At 33.5% G+C, this 18,502-nt stretch carries 19 protein-coding genes; 17 read left to right on the top strand and 2 right to left on the bottom strand.

Features of this window, described 5'->3' with window-relative positions; translation table 11 throughout:
* Positions 1-4 precede the first annotated feature (4 nt).
* The 16 genes from spoIIIAF (at position 5) to spo0A (ending at position 14,342) form a co-directional block, all read left to right on the top strand.
* The gene (spoIIIAF, locus tag WKT09_RS01000; protein WP_340414241.1) at positions 5-562 is read left to right on the top strand and encodes a stage III sporulation protein AF; all 558 of its coding nucleotides are present in this window, start codon (positions 5-7) and stop codon (positions 560-562) included.
* Positions 544-1,155: a stage III sporulation protein AG gene (gene spoIIIAG / locus WKT09_RS00995; protein WP_340414240.1), complete on the top strand. Its 612-nt coding sequence runs from the start codon at positions 544-546 to the stop codon at positions 1,153-1,155. The genes spoIIIAF and spoIIIAG overlap by 19 nt, the downstream gene beginning before the upstream one ends.
* A 13-nt stretch (positions 1,156-1,168) precedes the next feature.
* Entirely contained in the window at positions 1,169-1,687 is a 519-nt protein-coding gene (locus WKT09_RS00990) for a SpoIIIAH-like family protein (RefSeq protein ID WP_340414239.1), read from the top strand.
* A 330-nt stretch (positions 1,688-2,017) separates the two neighbouring features.
* Positions 2,018-2,521 carry an acetyl-CoA carboxylase biotin carboxyl carrier protein gene (accB, locus tag WKT09_RS00985; protein ID WP_340414238.1) on the top strand — a complete coding sequence of 168 codons (504 nt, stop codon included), beginning with the start codon at positions 2,018-2,020 and terminating at the stop codon, positions 2,519-2,521.
* 20 nt (positions 2,522-2,541) lie between these two features.
* The gene (gene accC, locus WKT09_RS00980) at positions 2,542-3,900 is read left to right on the top strand and encodes an acetyl-CoA carboxylase biotin carboxylase subunit (protein ID WP_340414237.1); all 1,359 of its coding nucleotides are present in this window, start codon (positions 2,542-2,544) and stop codon (positions 3,898-3,900) included.
* A gap of 127 nt (positions 3,901-4,027) precedes the next feature.
* Complete coding sequence (gene nusB / locus WKT09_RS00975; RefSeq protein ID WP_340414236.1) at positions 4,028-4,387, top strand: transcription antitermination factor NusB; 360 nt, start codon at positions 4,028-4,030, stop codon at positions 4,385-4,387.
* A 16-nt stretch (positions 4,388-4,403) separates the two neighbouring features.
* Entirely contained in the window at positions 4,404-5,255 is an 852-nt protein-coding gene (gene folD / locus WKT09_RS00970; RefSeq protein ID WP_340414235.1) for a bifunctional methylenetetrahydrofolate dehydrogenase/methenyltetrahydrofolate cyclohydrolase FolD, read from the top strand.
* Positions 5,255-6,607: an exodeoxyribonuclease VII large subunit gene (gene xseA, locus WKT09_RS00965; protein ID WP_340414234.1), complete on the top strand. Its 1,353-nt coding sequence runs from the start codon at positions 5,255-5,257 to the stop codon at positions 6,605-6,607. The genes folD and xseA overlap by 1 nt, the downstream gene beginning before the upstream one ends.
* Entirely contained in the window at positions 6,600-6,836 is a 237-nt protein-coding gene (gene xseB / locus WKT09_RS00960) for an exodeoxyribonuclease VII small subunit (RefSeq protein WP_340414233.1), read from the top strand. Before xseA ends, xseB begins: the two co-directional genes overlap by 8 nt.
* A gap of 5 nt (positions 6,837-6,841) precedes the next feature.
* Entirely contained in the window at positions 6,842-7,729 is an 888-nt protein-coding gene (locus WKT09_RS00955) for a polyprenyl synthetase family protein (RefSeq protein WP_340414232.1), read from the top strand.
* Between the two features lie 701 nt (positions 7,730-8,430).
* Positions 8,431-9,045 carry a hypothetical protein gene (locus WKT09_RS00950; RefSeq protein ID WP_340414231.1) on the top strand — a complete coding sequence of 205 codons (615 nt, stop codon included), beginning with the start codon at positions 8,431-8,433 and terminating at the stop codon, positions 9,043-9,045.
* Positions 9,042-9,851: a TlyA family RNA methyltransferase gene (locus tag WKT09_RS00945; RefSeq protein ID WP_340414230.1), complete on the top strand. Its 810-nt coding sequence runs from the start codon at positions 9,042-9,044 to the stop codon at positions 9,849-9,851. Before WKT09_RS00950 ends, WKT09_RS00945 begins: the two co-directional genes overlap by 4 nt.
* A gap of 21 nt (positions 9,852-9,872) precedes the next feature.
* Positions 9,873-10,322 (top strand): transcriptional regulator AhrC/ArgR, encoded by a 450-nt coding sequence (gene ahrC, locus WKT09_RS00940; protein ID WP_340414229.1) that lies wholly within the window; start codon positions 9,873-9,875, stop codon positions 10,320-10,322.
* Positions 10,323-10,348: 26 nt separating this feature from the next.
* Complete coding sequence (recN, locus tag WKT09_RS00935) at positions 10,349-12,046, top strand: DNA repair protein RecN (RefSeq protein ID WP_340414228.1); 1,698 nt, start codon at positions 10,349-10,351, stop codon at positions 12,044-12,046.
* A gap of 191 nt (positions 12,047-12,237) precedes the next feature.
* Positions 12,238-13,452, top strand: coding sequence for a SpoIVB peptidase (spoIVB, locus tag WKT09_RS00930; RefSeq protein WP_340414227.1), 1,215 nt, complete (start codon positions 12,238-12,240; stop codon positions 13,450-13,452).
* Positions 13,453-13,556: 104 nt separating this feature from the next.
* Complete coding sequence (gene spo0A, locus WKT09_RS00925; protein ID WP_340414226.1) at positions 13,557-14,342, top strand: sporulation transcription factor Spo0A; 786 nt, start codon at positions 13,557-13,559, stop codon at positions 14,340-14,342.
* Between the two features lie 362 nt (positions 14,343-14,704).
* Here the strand turns inward: spo0A and WKT09_RS00920 are convergent, their stop codons facing one another.
* Both WKT09_RS00920 and WKT09_RS00915 read right to left on the bottom strand, forming a co-directional pair.
* Positions 14,705-16,051: an aspartate kinase gene (locus WKT09_RS00920; protein WP_340414225.1), complete on the bottom strand. Its 1,347-nt coding sequence runs from the start codon at positions 16,049-16,051 to the stop codon at positions 14,705-14,707.
* A 22-nt stretch (positions 16,052-16,073) separates the two neighbouring features.
* On the bottom strand, positions 16,074-16,313 hold the full coding sequence (locus tag WKT09_RS00915; RefSeq protein WP_340414224.1) for a DUF2627 domain-containing protein: 240 nt from the start codon (positions 16,311-16,313) through the stop codon (positions 16,074-16,076).
* 145 nt (positions 16,314-16,458) lie between these two features.
* Here WKT09_RS00915 and WKT09_RS00910 point away from each other — a divergent pair, with 145 nt between their 5' ends.
* The gene (locus WKT09_RS00910) at positions 16,459-18,438 is read left to right on the top strand and encodes a sigma 54-interacting transcriptional regulator (protein ID WP_445323953.1); all 1,980 of its coding nucleotides are present in this window, start codon (positions 16,459-16,461) and stop codon (positions 18,436-18,438) included.
* Positions 18,439-18,502: the final 64 nt, after the last annotated feature.

Genomic DNA, 18,502 nt, shown 5'->3' with positions numbered 1-18,502 from the left:
CATCATGCAGTATATCGTTGATTGGGTTACTCAAATAATAATTTTTATTTTTATTGGAACTATTATTCAAATATTATTACCAGAAAATCAATTTAGAAAATATGTAGAAATCGTGCTTGGGCTCTTTTTATTACTTATCTTTTTACAACCGATTGTTAGTTTAATGAATATATCCCTTGATGTATCTTGGCAAAAAATGGAACAGATACTAATACCGGAAAATGTAGAAGAAAATATTGGTTGGAATGGTTTAGAATCAGAAAGAGATGCATATATATGGAATGAGTCAAAAGAAATTTTAATCGATGAAGCAAATCGACAATTAACTGGACAAGTAATACATGATATAGAATTTATCATGGAAGAATCGAGTTTGCAGGAAATAGTTGTTTATATGGATGAAGAATCAGAGCAATTTATTCACGTTGATAAAATCATTGTAAATGACGATACATCCTATTCAACCCAAACGGATAAAGACGAAAAACTAGTGAAAAAATTACAACAAATATGGGAAGTAAATGATGTGCCAATTAAAGTAAAGTGGGGGAGGCGATTATAATAAAATGGATCAAATATGTTGTAAGTTGGATAGAAAAGGATAAAAAAAATAAATATATTTTACTTATTGGCTTAATAGGGATGCTCGTATTATTTATTGGAAATAACAACAAAAAAATAGAGGAACCGAATGATGTATACATACAAGAACAAGACGCACAAAAAGAGACGGAAACCATACATGTAGAAGACGAACATATTCGTGTATTAGAGGAACAATATGAACAATCACTGCAACATATTTTGAATAAAATGAATGGAATACAAGATGCAGAAGTAATGATCAACATTGATTCAACTAATGTGCAAATATATGAAAAAGATCATTTGACACAAAAACAACAGACAGAAGAACAAGATACAAATGGTGGGACTCGTCAAGTGGAGGACGAGTCTAAAGAAACAAAAATTGTCTTTGTAAGGGAGGGAGAAAAAGAAGTACCATTATTAACTCAATTAAAAAAGCCAGAAGTAAGAGGCGTATTAATTATTGCAAATGGAGTCCAATCTGCTAATAAACAAAAAGAAGTAATTGATGCCGTTGCAAAAGTGTTAGATATACCAACATATAAAATTTCTGTACAACAAAAATGAAAGGGGTAAGTAAATGAAACGACAAACAGTTTGGTTATTGACGATGTTAAGTTTAATGATTGTTTTAAGTGTATATTATATTGTATCTGATAAAGAAAACATGACGTTTCAAGAAGTAAATGATGACTTTTTGGAAGAGGAAATAACGATTGAAGATATTGAAGAGGTCAGTGTGAATGAATTATATACGACGATTCGTATGGAGTTAGAAGATGAACGAAATTTAAAAAAGGAGCGTTTAAAAGAAATCATCGCTTCAAATGATGCAACAACAAACGAAATAAATGAAGCATTGAATGAGATGTCTACATTGGAGTCATTATCAACGAAGGAACAAATATTACAAGAAATGATCAAAACGAATTATGAAAATTTTAAAGATGTGCTCGTTCGAACAGATGATGACAAAGTCCATGTACACATATTATCTGATTCATTAGAAAAGCAAGAGGCAGTACAAGTGATGCAAATGGTAAAAGATGAATTTACCGAAAAAGAAATCGATGTAAAACACGAACTGATCACGAAATAATGCTGTACATACAAAGTGGATATTAACTTTATTTTTTCTGTAGCGATGTTTATATAATATATTTGAAACGAAATAATGGGTGCATTGAATATTTTCATGCTATCTATTGTTTCGTTTTTTGTGTAAGGGTTGAAAAAGAGCATACTATGTTTATTTTTTCAAAACAACCTTTCTATGGTAAAATTATGTTTACATTTAATTTTAAATCGTCCATTTATGACCGAATAACGGTGGATGTAAACAATATAATTAAAATTAAGTGTATTTTGAATATTTGTGTTAAAATGAATATCGAATGAGTTAATTATTTGAAAAAGGGGAGTTATACATATGTTTAAGGTACAAGAATTAAGAGAATTAATTAGATTAATCGACCAATCGTCTATTAGTGAATTCACGTATGAGAACGATGGATCTACGATGACAATTAAAAAAGAAACTAAACAACCGATCGTAAATCAAGTAGAAGAGGTAGTACAACAAGCGGCACCAGTACAAACTCAAGCTGTTGTAGAAGAGAAGAAGGAAGAAGTTGTTTTAAAAGAAATTCCTAAACAACAGGCAGTTCCTGCACAAACAGAAGAAGATGACTCTATTATTGAAATCGTTTCCCCAATGGTTGGAACGTTTTACCGTAAGCCATCACCAGAAAGCGATGCATATGTTGAAGTTGGATCAACAATTAATGAAGAAACAATCGTTTGTATTGTAGAAGCAATGAAGTTATTCAACGAAATTGAAGCAGAAACAACTGGTGAAATCGTAGAAATTTTAGTTGGTGATGGAGAATTAGTTGAATATGGACAACCATTATTTAAGGTGAAAACTAAGTAAAAGTAAGGGGACGATATAACGTGATTAAAAAATTATTAATCGCAAATAGAGGAGAAATTGCTGTAAGAATTATTCGTGCATGTAAAGAATTAGGTATTCAAACCGTAGCAATTTACTCTGAGGCAGATAAAGAAGCATTACATGTACAAATCGCAGATGAAGCTTATTGTATCGGACCTGCGCCTGGACCAGAAAGTTATTTAAATATGACGAATATTTTAACGGTAGCAAAATCAACTGGTGTAGATGCCATTCATCCTGGGTATGGATTTTTAGCAGAAAACGTAGATTTTGCAGAATTATGCCAAGAATGTAATGTGAAATTCGTCGGTCCGACACCTGAAGCGATTCAAAAAATGGGAATTAAAGATGTAGCTCGACAAACGATGAAAGAAGCAGGAGTACCAATCGTTCCTGGTTCGGATGGAATTTTAGCGAATGAAGACGAAGCAGTAAAAATAGCGAATGAAATTGGTTACCCAGTCATTATTAAAGCGACAGCAGGTGGGGGCGGTAAAGGTATTCGTATCGCCAAAAACGAAGAAGAGTTAATTAACGGTTTCCGTATCACACAAAAAGAAGCAGAAACATCATTTGGTAACCCTGGTGTGTATTTAGAAAAATGTATTGAAGATTTTCGCCATGTTGAAATTCAAGTAATGGCAGATGAACACGGTAACGTCATTCATTTAGGGGAGAGAGATTGCTCTATCCAACGCCGTTTACAAAAATTAGTCGAAGAAACACCATCACCAGCAATTACACCTGAGCTTAGAAAAGAAATGGGAGAAGCATCTGTCCGTGCTGCTAAAGCTGTAAATTATGTTGGTGCTGGAACGATCGAATACATTTTCAACCGTGAAAATAATGAATTTTATTTCATGGAAATGAATACTCGTATTCAAGTAGAGCACCCCGTAACAGAAATGGTTACTGGTGTTGATTTAATTAAAGAAATGATCCGTGTTGCAAACGGGGAAGAATTGGCCTATAAACAAGAAGATATCGAATTAAACGGTTGGTCAATTGAATGCCGAATTAATGCGGAAGATCCATTTAATAACTTTATGCCTCAACCTGGTAAAGTAGACATGTATTTAGCGCCAGGAGGTTTAGGAGTACGTGTTGATTCAGCAGTTTATCCTGAATACTTCATTCCACCTTTTTACGATTCCATGGTAGCCAAGTTGATTACACATGGTAGAACGAGAGAAGAAGCAATTCAGCGGATGAAACGTGCATTAGATGAATTTGTAGTAGAAGGAGTTAAAACGACTATACCGTTCCATTCAAGAATTATGGAACATGATGTATTCGTTCAAGGGGATTTTAACACAAACTTCTTAACAGATTATCCGATCACACCAAAAGATGAGTAATACGATGAAGGTTGGAATGAAATTATTCCAACCTTTTTCTTTGTTCCTATTAGTAACTTTTAATCTGTCATGGTATGATAAAATCATGATAAAGATTAACAATGATAAGTAGAAGGGAACAAAATTCATGGAGCGAAGAGCTGCTAGAGAAGAAGCATTTAAACTTTTATTTTCTGTAGACTTAAATGAAGAGGGAGTCACGGAAGAATATATAGAGGATACATTCGTTAAAACAATCGTACATGGAGTTATTTCGTATAAAGAAGGTATCGATCATCAACTTGAAGAACATTTAACGAATTGGACCATTGACCGGATTGCATTAGTAGAAAAAACCATTTTACGTATTGCTATCTATGAAATTGAGCATATAGAGGATGTACCAACAGCTGTTTCGATTAATGAAGCAGTGGAATTAGCACATAAATATGGTGATGAAAAATCAGGTAAATTTATTAATGGAGTTTTAGCAAAATTAATTAAGTAGTTAGGGAGGCATTTTTATGACAGCGGAAGTAATAAACGGACTAGAATTAGCGAGTAATTTACGTGAAGAAATGAAACAAGAGGTTGCAGCATTAAATAACAAGAAGATTTTCCCAAAATTAACCGTCATTTTAATAGGAGATGACCCTGCATCACAATCTTATGTAAAAGGAAAACATAAAGCATGTAACGAGGCTGGGATTATTTCAGAAATTATCCGCAAAGATGCATCCATTTCAGAAGCGGAATTATTAACAGAAATTGACCGTCTAAATAACGATAAAACGGTACATGGGATTTTAGTACAATTACCAATTCCAAAACATATTGATGAACAAAAAATAATTGAAGCGATTGATCCCAAAAAAGATGTAGATGGATTTCATCCAATTAATGTCGGGAAAATGATGACTGGTCAAGAAACATTTTTACCTTGTACACCACATGGAATTATACAAATGATTCAATCAAAACAAATTGAAACAGAAGGAAAACATGCGGTTGTAATCGGAAGAAGTAATATTGTCGGTAAACCTGTTGGACAATTATTACTAAATGAAAATGCGACAGTGACGTACTGCCATTCACGAACAAAAAATATGAAAGACATTACAAAACAAGCTGACATTTTAATTGTCGCGGTTGGAAAAGAACATGTAATTGATGCAAGTTATGTCAAAGAAGGTGCCGTCGTGATAGATGTCGGAGTGAACCGTACAAAAGAAGGTACTTTAACAGGAGATGTGGACTTTGAAGATGTAAAACAAGTTGCGTCATACATAACTCCAGTACCAAAGGGTGTTGGGCCAATGACCATTACGATGTTATTAAGAAATACGATTGAAGCAGCGAAAAGGATCGAACAATAGTGCAAAAACGCTATGTAACCATCACTGCTTTAACAAAATATTTAAAGAAAAAGATGGATATTGACCCTCATTTACAGGAACTTTATATAAAAGGGGAAATATCGAATTTTAATTTACATCGAAATGGGCATATGTATTTAACTTTAAAAGATGATGGCGCGAGAATTCCTGCTGTTATGTTTTACGGTGATAATCGTCATGTGAAATTTCGTCCAGAAAATGGAATGCACGTACTGATAAAAGGGCAAGTAACGGTTTACGAACAATATGGACAATATCAACTATACATAAAAGACATGGAACCTGATGGAATTGGAGCACTTTATTTAGCGTATGAGCAATTAAAGAGTGACTTACAAAAACGTGGGTTATTTGATATGCACCATAAAAAAAGTATTCCTCAATACCCAACTTCCATCGGCCTTGTCACTTCGCCGACAAGTGCCGCTGTACGTGATATGATCACGACTATTAAAAGAAGGTACCCCATTGTGCAAATAACCGTTATTCCTGCAATTGTACAAGGAAATGAAGCGAAAGAATCGATTGCACAAGCGATTGAATTAGCGAACCGAGTTCATACGTTTGATACGCTAATTGTTGGTCGTGGTGGTGGCTCATTAGAAGATTTATGGGCTTTTAATGAATTGCGAGTGATTGAAGCAGTATTTGCATCAAACATTCCTATTATTAGTGCAATAGGACATGAAACAGATACGACATTAACAGATTTTGTATCAGATTTACGTGCACCGACACCAACTGGTGCAGCGGAATTAGCAGTACCTTCCATCATCGATGTAGAAGAAAATCTACTACATATGTCCGTTCGTTTAAAGCAATTACTACAACTAAATATTGCCCGTCGGAAAGAATTATTACAAAAGATAGAACAATCACCGTCATTTCAAATGCCAAAACAAATTATCTATGAAAAACAACAATTTGTCGATACATTGGATGATCGTTTACAACAGCAAATAGAGGAAAAATTATATCGAACACAACATTGTGTACAACAAATAGAGACAAAATTATCCTTTTATCATCCTGACCGTAAGTTAAAACAACTACATGAAAAAGTACAATTATTAAGTAGCCAATTGGAGGATAAAACAGCACAACATATCCGTCAGTCTACACAACAATTTGTACACATAATAGATAAATTATCACTCGTCAATCCCCTACATATTTTAAAGAGGGGATTTGCATTACCTTATGATGAAGAGAATCGAGTCGTTAAGTCGATAAACCATGTAGAAACTAAAGATTCTATTAGACTTAAATTGCATGACGGTGACTTATACTGTCAAGTACAGGAAATACGGAGGGACCCAAAAAATGAGTGAACAATTGAATGAACTTTCGTTTGAGGAAGCATTAAAAAAATTAGAGGAGATTGTTACATCTTTAGAAAATGATGATATCCCATTAGAAAAATCGATGGCTTTATATGAAGAAGGTATGAAGTTATCCAAACAATGTAATCGTATGTTAAAAAACGCAGAAGAAAAAATGACAGAATTAATGCAGGCTGATGGAACGACAGAACCTTATGATGAAGTATTGGAGGATTAATATAATTGAATAATTCTATAAAAAATTATATACAACATGGGAAAGAATTAATTGAACAGAAGCTATCATCCTTATATACGGATGCGAATATTCCAAAAAACTTAAAGGCTTCCATGGAATATTCATTGCTTGCAGGTGGTAAAAGATTACGACCGATATTGCTACTTGCAAGTTATCAATCGTTTCATAAAACAGATGAAGCGAAAACATTACGTACTGCAGCAGCATTAGAAATGATTCACACATATTCACTCATTCATGATGATTTACCTGCGATGGATGATGATAATTATCGTCGTGGTGCTTTAACGAACCATAAAAAATTCGATGAAGCTACAGCCATTTTGGCTGGAGATGCATTATTAACAAACAGTTTTGAATTAATTGCAAAAGACGAGTTATTAACGGCAGAAGAAAAAGTCTTTTTAATTACTGAATTATCCCATGCAAGTGGACCTGAAGGAATGGTCGCGGGGCAGGTTTTAGATATGGAAGGAGAAATGAGTCCTCTGTCATTAGAAGAGCTTGAAAAAGTACACGAACATAAGACAGGGAAGTTAATTTCTTTTGCGATTATTGCTGGAGCGTATTTAGGTAATGCGACAGAGACACAATTAACACATCTGAAAAAATTCGCTTACTATTTAGGGATTATTTTTCAAGTACAGGACGATATTTTAGATGTGATTGGTGATCAAGAAAAATTAGGAAAACCTATCGGTAGTGATGAAGAGAATAAAAAGAGTACATATCCAAATTTACTTGGATTAGAAGGTGCAAAAAATCATTTAACTGCATATACAGAAAAGGCTTTACACGCATTACAAGAGGCAAATATAGAACAATCCTATTTAGAACAACTTCTATATTATTTTGGTGAACGTGACCATTAATAAAAACTGTTTCGTTCATGGAATTCTAGCTTTTTTCATGATATAATGTTTCTAATAATGGAATGGTGCAGTATCCTAGTCAGTCCCCCTGTTTTGAAGGCGGGCCTAAAAATCCGCCAAAGGGCATATCGATGAAGTTCCTTGTGTAGGCTTGAGGCGCCCAGCCTTGGGTCGATGCTGGGAGTTAAGGTTTATGGGCGATCCACAAAGGCATGTGGGCGTTGACCCATTTACCGCGGAGGCCCATCTCTGTCACGGTCTACCGATTCGGAGACATGATGGAATGGGGTATGAACCTGTCGAAAGATTAAGTTCTTTCATAAAAAGACAGAGTAGCCTGCCTTGAGTGATTGCCGAGAGGATTAAAGTTTTTAAAATAATAAGTAGGTGGCCACTACTTCATTATTTTGTAGCGCTTTATGAAATCGGAGTTGCAAAAGAGGCTAGAAACAGGTTAAAGACTGTTAGAGGAAAGCTCCTAGGCTGTTCATGTTGACATTTATAAGGGATTATAGTGCGGACTAAGTGGTAATCCAGTCTAACTTCTGGCAACAAGTTAAGATAGATTTAAAAGGGAACTGCCTTAGTGGCGACACTAGGTATCTATCTGGGAAAACCTACTGGACCTAAGCCGCAGTCTTAACTTTATAAATGACCATTCCTTCTATAATACGATGACTCAAATAAGGTATGATATACATATGAACGATAAAATAAAAAGATCGATAAAATTTAGTTTAACGATAGCCGTTATCACGTTCGTGTTAGCGGCTATTTTTTCAAGTTTTTCTTCTACTATCTTACCGAAAGTCTCTTGGATGATTGGTATGATACTTGTTTTATTTTTTGTCCTAATTGGCATCTTTTTTGATATGTTAGGTATTGCAGCAGCTGCAGCAGATCAAAGGCCACTACATGCGATGGCGGCAGAAAAAGTTACAGGTGCAAGAGAAGCTGTTTTAATTTATAAAAATGCGGATAAATTCGCCAGTTTTTGTAATGATGTGATTGGGGATATATCTGGTATTATAAGTGGTAGTGCACTAGCAGTTGTTATTATTGAAATAGGTAATTTAATGAATGAGAGTCCCGAATCCCCGATGCAATTAGCATTATCCATTGTATTAACGAGCCTGATTGCTGCATTAACAGTTGGCGGTAAAGCATTAGGAAAATATTTTGCGATGAATGCATCGACAAATATTTTGTTAATGACTGGAAAAGCAATTTATTTTATTCAAGAGAAAATGAAAATAAATATCTTTTCATCGAAAAATAATCAAGATAAAATTAAGAAAAAAGGAAGAAAAAAATGAGTAAAGAACGACTAGATGTACTATTAGTTAAACGAAATTTAATCGACACACGTGAAAAAGCGAAACGACTAATTATGGCCGGACAAGTGTTTTCTGAAAATGAACGCTTAGATAAACCAGGAGTAAAAGTCGATGAAAGTATTCCACTTACTGTTAAAGGACAGTTACCATACGTTAGTCGTGGTGGATTTAAATTAGAGAAAGCATTACAAATATTTGATGTATCTGTTGAAAATAAAATCATGGTAGATATCGGCTCTTCCACTGGCGGTTTTACAGATTGCGCTTTACAAAATGGAGCAAGTTTAGTGTATGCTATAGATGTAGGATATAATCAATTAGATTGGAAATTACGTTCAGATGATCGTGTCATCGTTCGTGAAAGAACAAACTTTCGTCATGTAAAACAATCATTTTTTGATCAAGGTTTACCGAATTTTGCAACGATTGATGTATCATTTATTTCATTGAAAATTATTTTGCCAGTATTAAAAACGATTGCGCAAAATGGGACAGATGTCATCGCATTAATTAAACCACAGTTCGAAGCAGCTCGAGAACAAGTTGGAAAAAAAGGGGTCATCAAAGATAAAAAAATACATGTAGAAGTGTTAGAAAAGATTATTTCATTCGTTGAGAACGAAGGGATAATGTGTAAAGATTTATCATTCTCACCGATTACAGGTGGTGAAGGAAATATTGAGTTTTTAGCACATTTATATATCGATGAAGTGGTTGATTCTTCTACGTCCATAATGGATAAGATCCCAGACATTGTCAATGAAGCACATGATACACTTAAATAATATCGAGCAGGAGAGAAGGAAATGAGTAAATCAAAGCGACATTTTAAAATTAGGGAAATAATTTCCGAAAACGAAATTGAAACACAAGATGAACTTGTAGAACGTTTAAAAAATTTAGGATTTAATGTAACACAAGCGACTGTATCACGTGATATAAAGGAATTACATCTTGTCAAGGTACCATCAAAAGCAGGTATATATAAGTACAGCTTACCAACAGAACAACGTTTTAACCCACTAGAGAAATTAGAACGATTAATTATGGAAGCATTCGTTAGTATTGACCATGCGAAGAACTTTATCGTATTAAAAACACTTCCTGGAAACGGAAATGCTATTGGAGTATTAATCGATGATATTGAATGGGAAGAAGTTCTCGGTACAATTTGTGGGGATGATACGTGCCTGATTATTTGTCGAGAAGAAGAACATGCGGTAGAAGTAAAAGAACGTATCGTGCAAATGTTATAAAGTAACAAATTGCGAGGTGATGACCGTTGTTAACTGAACTATCGATACGAAATTTCGCTATTATTGATGATATTTCGATCACATTTCACGAAGGATTAACGGTACTAACTGGAGAAACAGGTGCTGGAAAGTCGATTATTATTGATGCAGTAGAATTATTAGCAGGTGCTCGTGCATCTGTTCATTATGTCCGTCATGGAGAAAAAAAGGCAGAAATTAGCGGTTTATTTTCATTAAAAGATGGGGATGACCATCTAAAGGATATGGCAAATTTTTATGACATTGATATCCACGACCAAATGCTAGTACTTGAGCGAACCATTACAAAACAAGGAAAAAGTATTTGTAAAATAAACAATAAAATCGTAACTTTATCTGTTTTAAAAGAGATTGGTCAAAAAGTAGTGAATATCCACAGTCAGCATGATACTATTCAGTTAATGGATGAAGAAACACATATACAATTATTAGATGCTTACGATGAAAAACAAATTGATCCATTAATAAAAATGTATGATGCACTGTATACGAAATTAAATACATTGAAAAAAAAGCATCTACAATTACAAACGAATGAACAGGATATGGTACATCGTTTAGATTTCATTCAATTTCAATTACACGAAATAGAAGAAGCGAATTTGCAAATTGGGGAAGATGAAGCATTAACAGAAGAAAGAAATAAATTACATCATCATGAGAAGTTATATCGGACAGTTGATGAGGCATATAGTTTGTTAGCTGGCGAAAAACACGCACTTGAATTACTTGATATTGCTCAAAATAATTTGCAACAAGTAAAGGAATTAGATGAGAATTTAGAACATCATGCAGATGATTTGTCATCTTTATTTTATCAACTAGAGGAAATTAGCTTTTCATTGCGTCAATATATTGATACTTTATATTATGATGAGAACGAACTAAACGACATAGAAAGCAGACTAAATGAAATAAATCATTTAAAGAAAAAATATGGTTTAAACATAGATGAAATTTTTAAGTATAAAGTAAAAATTGAACAGGAAATCGATGAAATTGAACATAAAGAAGATCATCTACTTCAATTAGAGAAAGAAATAACGGCTATAGAAAACGAAGCATTCATTATTGCGGAACAATTGCATAACGCAAGGAAAAAAGCAGCTTTGTCATTGGAAAAAGAAATTGAAGTGGAATTAAAAGATCTCTATTTAGAAAATGCGACTTTTTCTGTGCATTTCGAAAAAAATGACACCAATACATTGTATGCAAACGGAATAGATCAAATTTCTTTTATGGTTAGTACGAATATTGGAGAGCCGTTAAATGATTTGGCGAAAGTTGCCTCTGGCGGAGAACTATCACGAATTATGCTTGCATTAAAAAATATTTTTTCTAAACATGATCAAATCCAAACCGTAATTTTTGATGAAATTGATACAGGTGTTAGTGGACGCGTTGCACAGTCCATTGCCGAAAAAATGTATGAAATTACAAAAAATGCACAAGTTTTATGTATTACACATTTACCTCAAGTTGCTGCCATGTCAGATAACCATTTACTTATCGAAAAACATGAAGTAAATGAACGTACAGCAACAAAAATAACGGATTTATCCAATAATGAAAAAATAAATGAAATTGGTAAAATGTTTACTGGAACCGAATTAACGGAAACAGCAATTGAACATGCTCAACAATTATTGCATTTAACAAATAAATTTAAACGAACGGTATCTTAAAAACTGGATGGTAATGGCACCATTCAGTTTTTAAGATGGGATTACTTCACACTTGCTACCCTCCTCACATTGCCTCATTTTTTATTCATCCAAAATTACACAAATTTGCTTAAGTTTTGCTCGTTTAAAATAGAGCCATTTTGGTCACATTAAACATATCGAAACAAAAACGAATGAGGAGCTGACCAAAATTGCATGTACAGAAAAAAATCATTCGTCTTTTTTATTTTTTTACTCTTTTACTCTTTCTATACACACCGTTTTCTTCCATAACATCTATTTTTACCGATATTCCAAACACTGTTGAAACAAACCTCCAATACTTCAGTGACAAATCTTATGAAACAGAAGTTACGACCACTACATCTACAGATGAAACAGAAATGACATTTTACGCGAATCAAGTGCCATTGAAGAAAATCCAAGCTACAAATGAAACACGAAAAAAAGTAGTACCAGGTGGTGAATCGATCGGAATACAATTACAATCAACAGGTGTGGTCGTCGTTGGCCATCATGCATTAGATGGAAAAGATGTAACATCACCAGCAAAACAGGCAAACATAAGAGTAGGTGATATTATTTTATCCATGAATGATGAAAAAATTAAAGACATTAACGAAATTCCTACGATTGTTAAAAAGTATGCAGAAAAAAATGAAGATATTGCCATTACATTAAAAAGGAATGGAAAAGAAATTTCTACCAACGTTAAACCTGTAAAAAATAAAAAAGAAAATAAATATCAGATTGGGCTCTATATGAAAAATGCTTCTTCTGGTATTGGCACCATTACTTTTTATGATCCGACAACCAAAAAATATGGAGCATTAGGACATACAGTAAATGATGCTGCAACAAATAAACCTGTAAATATTCATGACGGAAAAATTGTTTTATCAAAAGTAACGAGCATTAAAAAAGGAAATAAAGGAATTCCTGGTGAGAAAAAGGCAACATTTTCAATGAAACAAAATAAATTAGGAAATGTTGTAAAAAATAGCCCTTTTGGTATTTATGGTACTTTAAACGACAATTTATTAAAAAGTGAAGAACCATTAGATATTGCCTTTGCACATGAAATCGAAAAAGGTCCTGCTGAAATATGGACGGTTATTGAAAAAGATAAAATCGAAAAATTTGATGTGGAAATTTTACACGCATCCAAACAACCGTTCAAAGCGACGAAAGGAATTGTATTAAAAGTAACCGATAAACGCTTATTAGATAAAACTGGCGGGATTGTCCAAGGAATGAGTGGAAGTCCAATCATTCAAAATGACAAAATAATCGGTGCGGTGACACATGTTTTCGTCAATGATCCAACATCAGGTTATGGTGTGCATATCGAGTGGATGTTAGAGGAAGCGGAATTAACATTAAAAAAGAAGAATGATGCGGCATAAACTTTCTGTCTCCAGGCAGAAAGTTTTTTCTTCTTTGTGAAGGAATAAATGTAATCTTGTCGAATAATACATATAGAAAGCAATTTTATAAGGGGTGTGGATGATTGGGGAAAATTAAGATTTCTGTTGCCGATGACAATCGAGAGCTAGTCAATATTTTACACACGTATATTTCTGAACAAGATGACATGGAAGTAGTTAGTATTGCACATGATGGAGTAGAATGTGTCGAAAAATTAATGAGTGTAAAGCCAGATGTTGTATTACTTGATATTATTATGCCACATAAAGACGGACTGGCTGTATTAGAGTGGATGAATGAATCGATGGAAGAAAAACCTAAAGTGATTATGCTAACGGCATTTGGACAAGAAGAAGTAATGCGACAAGCATTAAATTATGGTGTTTCTTATTTTATGTTAAAACCATTTGATTTCGAACATTTAATGACCAAAATTCGTGAAGTGATGGATCGTGAAAGTACTTATGCAACACAATCACTTGTTTCAAATGAAAAGACAAAAAATGTATCGAAAGAAAATATTGAGACGACCATTACGAATATCATGCACGAAATCGGTGTACCAGCACATATTAAAGGATATTTATATATACGTGAAGCAATTCAAATGGTGTACGAAGATGTTGAATTACTCGGGGCAATTACAAAAATTTTATACCCAGATATTGCAAAAAAATACAATACGACTCCATCCAGGGTGGAACGGGCGATACGACATGCAATTGAAGTGGCATGGGATAGAGGGAATATCGACTCTATTACGGAAATGTTTGGTTATACAGTGAATATTGCCAAAGCGAAACCGACAAACTCTGAATTTATCGCCATGCTCGCTGACAGATTAAGATTAAATGCAAAAGTGAGTTAATTGTTTACCTCTTCCGAAATGATTATTTTAATATGTATTATTTAGTTGTAAAAATTTTATCAGGTAATTTATATATGTCATCATTGTTTCTTTATCATGCATAAAAAGTTTGGAATAGGATGGGAAGTAAATAAAAACACGAATAATGAGACGGAAAATGAAAGCTAATGTACATAATTTATGGTCACAGAGTAAATCATAATTTACAAAGTCAATAGGGGGGCGTATCATGTGATCCCTATTGACAAAGTTTTACCCATGTATATGACTTAGTACATTGATATCGCATTTATCCAAAATCAATTATTCGTGTTTTATTTATTTTTACTATATGTTTCAAACTTTTTTAATAACTTTATATACTATTCGAAGTAAGCTCTATATAATGCTTTAATTGCTCGATGTAAATCATTTGCTTTAATACCGAACATCATAGAAACCTCAGATGAACCTTGGTTGATCATTTCTAAGTTTACATTCGCTTCGCCTAAAGCAGTTGTTGCTGTTTGTGCCATACCAATTGCTTCGTTCATTCCTTCACCAACGACCATAATTAAAGCTAAATCACGATGAAATGCAACAAAATCAGCATGTAATTCATCATAAATACGTTTGACAATTTTTTGTTCCTTTTCCTCTGTTAATTGACTGTCTCGAATAATAATGGACATGTCATCAATTCCAGAAGGGGAGTGTTCAAATGATACTTGTTCATTTTCGAGAATTTGAAATAATTTTCGTCCAAACCCGATTTCACGGTTCATTAAAAATTTACTTACATATAAACTGGAGAATCCCGTGTCACTTGCAATTCCGACGACACATCTATCATCTACTTCACGGTCTGCAACAATCATTGTTCCTGGAGCAGATGGATTATTCGTATTTTTAATACAAACAGGGATACGTGCATTAAATGCAGGTATTAAAGCTTCATCATGGAATACGGAAAATCCAGCATAGGATAGTTCGCGCATTTCACGATATGTAAGCTGTTTAATTTCATGTGGATTTTCAACAATGGATGGATTCACCGCATAAACTGAGTCAACATCTGTAAAGTTTTCGTATAATGTTGCTTCCACGCCTGCTGAAATAATTGCCCCAGTTATATCAGACCCTCCTCGTGAGAATGTTGCCAATTGTCCGTCTTTTGTGAAACCAAAAAATCCTGGGATAACTGAAACACCATCTTTTTCACGTAAAGTATAAATTTTTTCATAACTATCTTCCAGCAATTGAGCACCATGTGGATCATTTTTGACGATAATCCCGGCATCTTTAGGGTTTACGTAATGTGCATTTACACCTAATGTTTGTAAATAGGCACTTAAAATTTTTGCCGAGCTATCTTCACCTAATGCTTTAATTTGATTCATTAAATCTTCATAAGATAAAGAAGCATCTAATGTCGCATCAATTTTCGCTTTAATTTCTTCCACTAATGCATCATCCACATTTAATTCATTGATTATTTTTGTAAATCGATCAATAATCGTAATGTAATAAGATTTATACTTATCTTTATTGTAAAATGCATTTCCTAAATTAATTAATAAATCTGTTATTTTATAATCTTTATCATGTCTTTTTCCAGGTGCAGAAACAACAATAAACTTACGTTCTTCATCCTCCATTACAATATTTGCTACTTTTTTAAATTGTGTTGCATTTGCTAATGAACTACCACCGAATTTTGCTACTTTCATGTTTATTTGGTCTCCTTCTTCCTTATTTCTCTGTATATTCTTTTTCTTTGACTAAATTTCGTTTTTTATCACGATGATAAATAAATCCTCCAATAAAAGCTAAACCGAATAAAAATAAAATTAATCCAACAACAAACTGAATACCTTCATTTATTAATAACGCATATACTTCATTAAAAACTGCATCACGCATCAGTTTAATTCCAAATGCTCCAAGAATGCCAGGAATAAACAAAATTGCTGCAGCGATAAATCTTATCATTTTCTTCCCCTTTTTCTAGATAGAATACTATTATTATATCAAACCTTCTCTGTTTATTAAAATGTAAAGGAATAGTTCTTGTTATTATACGTAAGTTCTATTATGATTAAAGTAGGTTCTTGCAATTTATTTCAAGGTGGTGACTATGATGCATGAAATTTTAATCAATGGTACAAATAAATTGGGTCAAGATTTTGCAAGTTTTATTGATAAATTACCGAATATGCATGGCGTCGTCTTGGATGAGAAAACATTTGATCATTATGTTACAAATGAATTATTCGTCCACTTTGATTATATTTTAGATGCAGTCGGAAACCCGGAAACATTGTCGATATTGCGACAACTTAAAAGAGAAGATGCGATGCTTATACAAAAGGATACATTAATGGCATTTCGTCCAATCTTAAATGAAAAAAAGTTGCATATGATGCATATAGAACTTCTATTAAACCATATACAAGACGGGATTATTTTCATTAATATTGATAGTAATATTCAAATGATGAATAAAGCGGCAAAAGAAATGATTGGGTGGAAGGACGACCCGATTGGTACTCATATCTTAGATGTGATTCCAAATAGTAAATTACCTGAAGTGTTACATAGACAAGAAATTGAATTACATAAAAAATTAACGTTACAAAATAATAGGGAAATTATTACAACACGAATGCCGCTTCGAAATAGCTCGAATCAATTAGTTGGGGCATTTGCGATATTTAAAGATGCAAAACAATTGAAAGAAATTGCAGAGGAAAATACGGACTTAAAAGAAATTAAATCGATGTTAGAAGCAATTATTTATTCTTCAGACGAAGCGATTAGTGTCGTAGATGAAAATGGAATTGGATTAATGATCAATCCTGCATATACAAAAATAACAGGATTAACGGAAAAAGACGTCATTGGACAACCAGCTACTGTTGATATTTCTGAAGGGGAAAGTGTTCATATGAAAGTTTTGCAAACTCGTCGGCCTATTCGAGGTGCTAAACTATTTGTTGGTCCGAATAAAAAAGAAGTTGTCGTCAATGTTGCGCCGATCATCGTTCAAGGAAAATTAAAAGGGAGTGTCGCTGTTATTCATGATATGTCTGTCATACATGAATTAACAAATGAACTAAATCGCGTCAAACAAATTATACGTAGCTTAGAAGCGACCTATACATTTGAAGATATTATCGGAACATCTCAAGAAATGAAACTTTCCATTGAACAAGCGAAGATTGCAGCAAACACACACGCAACTGTTTTGTTAAGGGGAGAATCAGGAACGGGGAAAGAATTGTTTGCCCACGCTATTCATAATGCAAGTAATCGAAGGCATCGCAAGTTTATTCGAGTAAATTGCGCTGCTATTGCAGAATCTGTGTTAGAAAGTGAATTATTTGGTTATGAAGACGGTGCTTTTACTGGAGCAAAACGTGGTGGGAAAAAAGGCTTGTTTGAAGAAGCGAATTACGGCACGATCTTTTTAGATGAGATTGGTGATTTATCGCTCCATATGCAGGCGAAAATTTTACGAGTGTTGCAAGAAAAGGAAATTACAAAGGTAGGGGGCACAACCTCTATTCCACTAGACATTCGGATCATTACAGCAACAAATGTAAATTTAGAAAAAGCGATTACAAATAAAAAATTTAGGGAAGATTTATATTACAGACTAAATCGTTTGCCTATTTTCATTCCACCATTACGTGACAGAATAGATGATATGCATCAATTAGTTCATTATATGATTGAGAAGGTAAACCAACAATATGGTAGAAATGTTCAATCTATTTCTGCTGTGGCAATGAAAAAATTGAAACAATATAGCTGGCCAGGAAATGTAAGAGAACTAGAAAATGTGATAAGTCGTGCGATTATATTTATGGATATATCAGAAGAAGAAATATTGTACACACACTTGCCAATGTTAGAATTTGAAACCGATAAACAACAAACTCAGTTTCAAGTAGAGGATCATCTTTCACTACAAACTGCAACAGAACAGTTTGAGAGAGAATATATTTATAATGTGTATAAAAATAATGATTTTCATAAAACGAATACCGCAAAACAATTAAACATTTCTGTTCGAAACTTATATTATAAGTTAGAAAAATATGGAATCGATTAAATTAAGCGCATTTTTTCATGCAATAATTTGCATGTTTTGCAAAAATATGCGAAATTCATTCCAC

The organism is Pseudogracilibacillus sp. ICA-222130 (assembly GCF_037892545.1).
Classification (GTDB): domain Bacteria; phylum Bacillota; class Bacilli; order Bacillales; family Amphibacillaceae; genus Pseudogracilibacillus.
Note: the sequence above shows the minus strand (reverse complement) of the source record. Positions and strands in the feature narration are given on the sequence as shown.